Origin of the sequence: uncultured Xanthomarina sp. (assembly GCF_963971605.1) — a bacterium.
Taxonomy (GTDB): domain Bacteria; phylum Bacteroidota; class Bacteroidia; order Flavobacteriales; family Flavobacteriaceae; genus Xanthomarina; species Xanthomarina gelatinilytica.
Genome location: NZ_CAXATZ010000061.1, coordinates 1 through 7,369, shown reverse-complemented (window position 1 = coordinate 7,369; position 7,369 = coordinate 1). Strand labels below are relative to the sequence as shown.

Below are 7,369 nucleotides of genomic sequence, written 5' to 3'. Positions count from 1 at the left end.
AAATCGAAGATTCACGAATTCAATATAAGATAATAAGAATTTATGAATAAAACAGAAACTTGTCATTCCTGCGAAGGCAGGAATCCACTTAACCTTAACTTATTTCCTACAACTTATTCCTCTGTCATTCCTGCAAAATCGAAGATTCACGAATTCAATATAAGATAATAAGAATTTATGAGCAAGGCAGGAATCCAATTAAAATTTAAAAGCATTCAAATTTATATAAACTCCCTAATCAATCAAATAAACCCAATCCTTTGATAAATCGTTCCAACAAGGATTTTCTTCTTCAATTAAATCTATTTTCCATTGGCGTTTCCATTTCTTCATATTCTTTTCTCTTTTTATGGCATCATTAACATATTGATACGTTTCAAAATATATAAGTTTATTTAAACCGTATTTTTTAGTAAAACCTGCAACTAACTTGTTTTTGTGTTCGAACATTCTTCGTTCAAGATCGTTAGTGACACCAATGTATAAAGTGCCGTTGGTTTTATTGGTTAAAACATATAGATAATATTGATGTATGGTTTTGTACATGAAGATGTAAATCGTTAAATTATAAGTCCATTTACTTAGGCTGTTGTTTACTTTTTTCACTTAAAAAAAAAAAAAATCTTCCTCTTTATACATAAATGGCGTTTTATTATTGACCTTACTACCCCTTGCTTTTAAAAACAACTTTAAAAGCCTTTACCACAAAAACCGCTACAAACCCAACAACTAAACCAACCACAAAATCCCTAAGCATACCAGGCCAAGATTCCAAAACATGATGTAAAAACTCCAAATTGTGGACAAAAATACCTCCTGAAACAAGCAATAAAGCAAGTGTTCCTATAACAGAAAGCGATTTAATCACCTTAGGCAAGGCTTGTACCAAAAAATTCCCAAGGGCTTTTAATATCCCTTTGCCATTTCCCAACTGTATCAAACGCAACCCAAAATCGTCCATACGTACAATCAAGGCCACGATTCCATATACTCCTATGGTTGCAATAACCGCCACTACAGAAACCACCAAGACCTGAAACAAAATGCTTTCGCCTACAACGGTTCCCAAGGCAATGATTACGATTTCCACAGAAAGGATAAAATCGGTTAGGATGGCCGATTTGATTTTCTTCTTTTCCATCTCCAAAACCTCCGATTTTGAAGGGGTTTCCATGGTCACAACAGCTGGGCTCTTTTTGTGAGGCACAAAAAACCCATAAACCTTTTCGGCTCCTTCAAAAGCCAAATACACGCCTCCCAAAATTAAAATAAGGGTCACTGCCCAAGGTAAAAAAGCACTCAATAAAAAAGCCACTGGTAAAATAATGAGCTTGTTTAAAAAAGAGCCTTTGGTAATGGCCCAAAGTACGGGCAATTCCCTGGAAGAGACAAAACCAGATGCTTTTTCGGCATTCACGGCCAAATCATCACCTAAAATCCCAGCGGTCTTTTTAGTGGTAATTTTACTCATGGCTGCCACATCGTCCATAAGGGCACCTATATCATCCAACAATGCAAAAAATCCTGAAGCCATATGTTATATTCTATATTCAAAGTTCAAAATTCAAAATTCTAAGTTCCATTAATCCGTATTGAGCACTGCAACCGTCATTGAACACTAAGTCCCTAAAACGCACACCTTCAAACCTTGAGACCTTTACAACAATACGAGAAAAACAAACTCAAAGCAAAAAATTGAAAACTGCAACCCCAACCACACAACACTCTCCATGCTACAAAAACGTTTTGGATCTCAATGTTTTTCTGTGATCTTAGCTCATGAAATCCCTTTTTGCCCCAACAACGACAAAATAATATACATGATAATAATCACAGGAATGGCAGCAAACTGAAGAACGACCAACAAGACCACACACAAAATAATAAATAGATAACGTATGGCATTGGTTTTAAATCCCCAATCCTTAAATTTTAAAGCAAACAATTTAATGGGAGAGATCAGCAGGTAAGAACTAATAACAGTAAAAAGCACTAAGAACCATGGGGTTAAAATGATTTGATTGATGGCATCATTATCCTGGAATTCCATTATCAAGGGTAAAGACAACACCAATAAAGCGTTGGCAGGGGTTGGCAGACCTTTAAAATAAGCTTGCTGGTCTTCGTCTATATTGAATTTGGCCAAACGGTAAGCCGAAGCCATGGTAATAAGAAACCCTATCAGTGCCAAAGGTGCAAATTGAAATTCCTGCCAATGCATGGCACTGTTCCAATCGTTTGAAAATGACATCAAATCCTTGGTATCGCTTGCCATAACCAGCAACTTAAACATAATGATTCCGGGAACCAAGCCACTGGTAACCATATCTGCCAAGGAGTCCAATTGGATCCCAAGGGCACTTTGCACTTGCAGCTTTCTGGCCAATAGGCCATCAAAAAAGTCAAAGAAAATCCCCAGAGCCACAAAACAGGAAGCAGCAACAAACTGGTTGTTGACAGCAAACAGTACGGCCAAACAGCCAGAGAATAAATTCAATAAGGTTACAAAATTAGGTATCTGTTGTTTCATTAAAAAAGGAGTTACTGGTTGTAAAAATAACAAACTATTTTTGTCTATTACCAAATGAATAATAAAATAATGGATAATCCATTTGAATTATATGTTCTTCAAATGAAATAAAAATTATAAGCATAGCCTTAGTTATGGATATATTTTATGTTGAAATATAAAGGAAATAAAAACGAATTTAATCGATTATTTTAACGTTTATTTGGTGTACCGACAACAATTACACAATAAGTACCCCATTTTCAAGTTTAATATATTGAAAAAATATGGCATATTTGCAGAAATAAATTGGCTTTTGAAAACAAAACTAACAACACTACTTCTTTTCATTTCGGTAACGGTTTTTGGACAAGCCGTTAGAAAATACTCTAACGAGTTTATGAACATTGGTGTGGATGCAGCTGCTTTGGGTATGAGCAATGCCGTTACGGCCCACTCTGCCGATGTCAATTCCGGGTATTGGAATCCAGCAGGTTTGGTACATTTAGAAGACAAACAATTGGCCTTAATGCACTCCAGTTACTTTGAAAGTATAGCCAATTACGACTACATAGGCTTTGCCATGCCCATAGATGAAAAAAGTGCCATTGGCATCTCCTTGATACGTTTTGCCGTGGATGATATTTTAAACACCACCCAACTGATAGATGATGAAGGGAATATCAATTACGATAGGATCAGCCTGTTCTCCACAGCCGATTATGGCGTAACCTTTTCCTATGCCAGAAAACTCCCTCTGGATGGTTTAAATTATGGAATCAATGCCAAAGTCATCCGTCGTGTGATAGGCGATTTTGCTTCTTCCTGGGGTTTTGGCTTGGATGCTGCCATTCAATTTGAAACCAAAAACGAATGGAAGTTTGGTATCATGGCCAGGGATATCACGACCACCTATAATGCTTGGGCCATTGATGAGGAAGAATTTGCTACCATTCAAAATGCTGTGGAAGGCCAAAACCAAGAGCTTCCGGAAACTACCGAAATCACTATCCCTAAACTGCAATTTGGGGTCTCCAAAAAGTTTATTATCCGATACGATTATTCACTATTGGCAGAAGTGGACCTCAACATTCGTTTTGAAGAAAACAACGACCTGATCTCTACCTCCTTTGCCAGTATCAATCCTGCCCTAGGCCTCCAATTTGGCTATATAGACATGATTTACTTACGTGCTGGGGTTGGTAACTTTCAAAATGAAACACAAATCCTCGATGGCGATCGGGTGAGCTTTCAACCAAGCATGGGCGTAGGCTTTAACTACAAAGGCATCCAAGTGGATTATGCCTTTACGGATATTGGCGATCAAAGTATTGCCCTATACTCCAATGTGTTCTCCCTGAAATTGGATTTCAGTATTTTTCGTTAAAGAGGTTTAAGATTCAAAGTTCAAAGCTCTATGCTCTAAGCTCTATGCTCTATGCTCTATGTTCTAGGCTCTAAGCTCTATGCTCTATGTTCTATGTTCTATGTTCTAGGCTCAATGCTTTATGCTCTAGGCTCAATACTTAATACTTAATACTTAATACTCAATACTTCATACTCAATACTCAATACTTCATACTCAATACTCAATACTCAACACAGAATACTAAGTACTTTTTACTATTTTTGAAACCTATAAACCCAACTTATGAAAGCCCATAATGGGCATTTGGCAGGGCAAAGCTTGATACCCACCGAAACAATTAACTAACTGAACCATAAGTTCTTTATAAAATTTAAATAGATGATAAAAACATTCTTCATTGCTTGTATCTGTTTCCTGACATGCCTAACCAGCTTTTCACAAGTCCGATCTCTTTCCGATCAAGCTGAAATAAGCGTCCTTTCCATAGGTCCTGGAACCTCCCTAAACGATGCTTTTGGACATAGTGCCTTTAGGGTGAAAGACAAAGGCTTAGGGATAGATGACGTTTATAACTACGGGATTTACGATTTCAATACCCCAAATTTCTACCTGAAATTTGCTCAAGGAAAATTACATTATTTAATAGGAAGGAATGCTTACAGCGATTTTTACAATAGTTATGTCTATCAAAACAGAACCATTCAAGAGCAAGTCCTTAATCTAAGCCCAGCAGAAAAACAGGACATCTATGCCTATCTGGTCCATAACATGCAACCCGAAAACAGGGCCTATCTCTACGACTTTTTCTATGATAACTGTGCTACCAAGATCAAAGATGTACTGCTTGTGAATCTGGATGCCAAGGTTGATTTTAACCAACCCGAAGGATTCCAGCCCCAAAGTTTTAGAACCCTGATTCAAAACCAACTGGATGCCAATACCTGGGGCAGTGTGGGCATAGACCTGGCACTGGGCTCTGTAATTGATAGAAAAGCCACCCCCGAAGAACATATGTTTTTGCCCAAATACATCTACAGGTTCTTTGAGGTAGCCACCCTTGGCCCCAACCAACAACCCTTGGTAACGCAAGACCGTATGGTATTTGAAAAACGGGAAACAGAAACCTCCAACAACTTTCTGTTCAGTCCGTTTCTGGTCTTTAGTTTATTGGGTCTTCTTATTCTATGGATTACCTATACCGATTATAACAAACAACGCAGGACCAAAATCCTGGACCTGTTTATCTTTTCCGTCACAGGATTGCTAGGGATCCTGATCCTTTTGCTTTGGTTTGCCACAGACCACGAGGCCACAGCCCAAAATTACAATCTGTTATGGGCCTTTGCCCTCAATCTTTTGGTGATTGGACAGGTTTTTAAACAAACTCCTAAAGCATGGTTTATTAAGTATATAAAGTTCTTGGTGATTATGCTGTGCCTTTTAAGCTTCCATTGGGTGGTTGGCATTCAAGTATTTGCTTTGGCGCTACTACCTCTACTTCTTGCTTTAGGCATTAGATATGTGTTTTTGGTTTGGTATTATAGCGTGAGGTGTGAGTTGTGAGTTGTGAGTTGTGAGTTGTGAGTGAAATTCAAAAATTATAATTGATACTAAAAAGACTATTTTTTAAAAACCCTTAACCGACAACCGACAACTGAAAACAGACAACAGACAACTGAGAACAGACAACCGAGAACTGACAACCGAGAACAGACAACAGCCACCCCCCTACTGTCCCCTATAAAACAACATGGTACTAAGGGTTTTCACAATCACATTGGCATCCAAAAAGAAACTTCGGTGTTTGATATAATACAGGTCGTATTGGAGTTTCAGCAAGCTATCTTCAACGGTCGAGCCATAACGTACCTTTACCTGAGCCCAACCGGTAAGTCCCGGCCTGATGATGTGCCTGGTTTCATAAAATGGGATGACCTGCGAGAGTTCCTTTACAAAATAAGGGCGTTCGGGTCTGGGGCCTATCAAGCTCATATCCCCCTTTAGGATGTTTAAAAACTGAGGGAATTCGTCCAATCTGGAACGTCTTAAAAACTTTCCGAAAGGGGTCACACGCACGTCGTTCTTCTCTGCCCACACAGCACCATGTTGTTCGGCATTTTTAATCATGGTGCGGAATTTAATGATGGAAAAAGGCTTGCCATTTTTCCCTACGCGTTCCTGAAAATAAAACAAAGGCCCCCGATTGGCAATCAGGTTCCCCAAAAACACAAAGGGCACTATCAGTAAGCCTATAAAGACCCCCAGTAAAGAGAAGAGCAAATCGAACAACCTATGGAAAAACAAATAGAGTTTGTTTTGATTGCTTCTACTAAAAGGGAAATATTTGTAAAAGTCCTTCCCTACAAACTGTACGGGAACCCGATAGGTCATGTCCTCTATGACCTGGGTGTATTCCTTTATGGGAAAGCCACGTTCCAAGAGCAATATCAAATCGTTGTATATATCGGTGGTTATGGTTTCGGCATTATAACTGGCAACCACAATTTCAGAAACCTGTTCCCTATCAATTATTTGATGGATTTCGGAACAGGCGTATTCAGGGATGCCTTTGTATTTCAAGCTGTCTTTATGGGATGCTTCGCAATTGATAAAACCCACAATTTTATAATTGGGATCGGAGTGTTTAAAAGCATCCACAATGGTTTCTATGTTGGACGTCTCGCCTACAATCAATACTTTTTTATAAAATCTGGGAGAAATGATAAAACTGATGTATAGCAACCTCCAAAGGAATAGAGCAGTAATGATGGCCAAATAAAAATAGGCAATCTGCAATCTATTGGCAGGAAGAAAGGGGGTAAAAAAGGGGGTTAACAGATAAAAAAGCACCGTTACCGAAGCTGTTAGCACAATATTACTGAAGACCTTTTCCCGTTTACTGGCTTTTTGCAGGTCGTATATTTCAAACACGGTACCAAAAACGCTGATGTAAAGCAACAAAACCACCACCCAGGTCCAGTTTTCAGGGGTCGGCTTAAAATAATCGAAGGCAAACAAGGAACTTACCAGATATAACATACCTAGAATTGCCAACATATCGACCACCCTTAATAATATTTTACGCTCAGAAATATTAAAATGTATCCCTTGTTTAGGCATGTTTGCTGTTTGTGTGAGTAAAGATAACAAGTTAGACAAATAATACAAGTTTTTTTGGTTGTGGGTTGTGGGTTTTCTGTTATCTGTTGTCGGGTGTGGGTGTGGGTTTTACAAACCCTCCGTCTAAACCTCCTGCCGTCGGTTTAGCCACCTCCCTTCATCTGAAGGGAGGAGCCTTAGTAAAGTTATTTTTTTATTATATGTTTTTAAATACCTTGATTTGGTTTGTTTTAAAAGTTTACTATAAAAGATAAATAGTTAATATCCTATTCCAAATTCCAGTAAACAATAACCATCTAGCTCCCCTCTTCAGTTAAAGAGGGGTGGACAGACGCAGTCTGGACGGGGAGTTTGTTTAAATTAATTATCTG

Annotated in this window: 6 protein-coding genes; 2 read left to right on the top strand and 4 right to left on the bottom strand. The window is 38.4% G+C overall.

The window, feature by feature from the left end; translation table 11 throughout:
* Positions 1-234 precede the first annotated feature (234 nt).
* The 3 genes from AACY93_RS13480 to AACY93_RS13470 all read right to left on the bottom strand — a co-directional run bounded on the left by AACY93_RS13480 (position 235) and on the right by AACY93_RS13470 (position 2,530).
* Entirely contained in the window at positions 235-546 is a 312-nt protein-coding gene (locus tag AACY93_RS13480; protein ID WP_007651902.1) for a GIY-YIG nuclease family protein, read from the bottom strand.
* A 118-nt stretch (positions 547-664) separates the two neighbouring features.
* On the bottom strand, positions 665-1,534 hold the full coding sequence (locus AACY93_RS13475; RefSeq protein ID WP_287005856.1) for a DUF808 domain-containing protein: 870 nt from the start codon (positions 1,532-1,534) through the stop codon (positions 665-667).
* 243 nt (positions 1,535-1,777) lie between these two features.
* Entirely contained in the window at positions 1,778-2,530 is a 753-nt protein-coding gene (locus AACY93_RS13470; protein ID WP_286852809.1) for a CDP-alcohol phosphatidyltransferase family protein, read from the bottom strand.
* A 295-nt stretch (positions 2,531-2,825) separates the two neighbouring features.
* On the opposite strand from AACY93_RS13470, the gene AACY93_RS13465 reads away from it, so the two are divergent.
* Together AACY93_RS13465 and AACY93_RS13460 are read left to right on the top strand one after the other, a co-directional pair.
* A complete protein-coding gene (locus AACY93_RS13465; RefSeq protein WP_040492759.1) occupies positions 2,826-3,896 on the top strand; it encodes a PorV/PorQ family protein in 1,071 nt (356 codons plus the stop codon).
* A gap of 360 nt (positions 3,897-4,256) precedes the next feature.
* The gene (locus AACY93_RS13460) at positions 4,257-5,441 is read left to right on the top strand and encodes a DUF4105 domain-containing protein (protein WP_339612143.1); all 1,185 of its coding nucleotides are present in this window, start codon (positions 4,257-4,259) and stop codon (positions 5,439-5,441) included.
* Positions 5,442-5,606: 165 nt separating this feature from the next.
* Here AACY93_RS13460 and AACY93_RS13455 read toward each other — a convergent pair whose 3' ends face one another.
* Positions 5,607-6,998 carry a sugar transferase gene (locus AACY93_RS13455; RefSeq protein ID WP_339612144.1) on the bottom strand — a complete coding sequence of 464 codons (1,392 nt, stop codon included), beginning with the start codon at positions 6,996-6,998 and terminating at the stop codon, positions 5,607-5,609.
* Between the last annotated feature and the right edge of the window lie 371 nt (positions 6,999-7,369).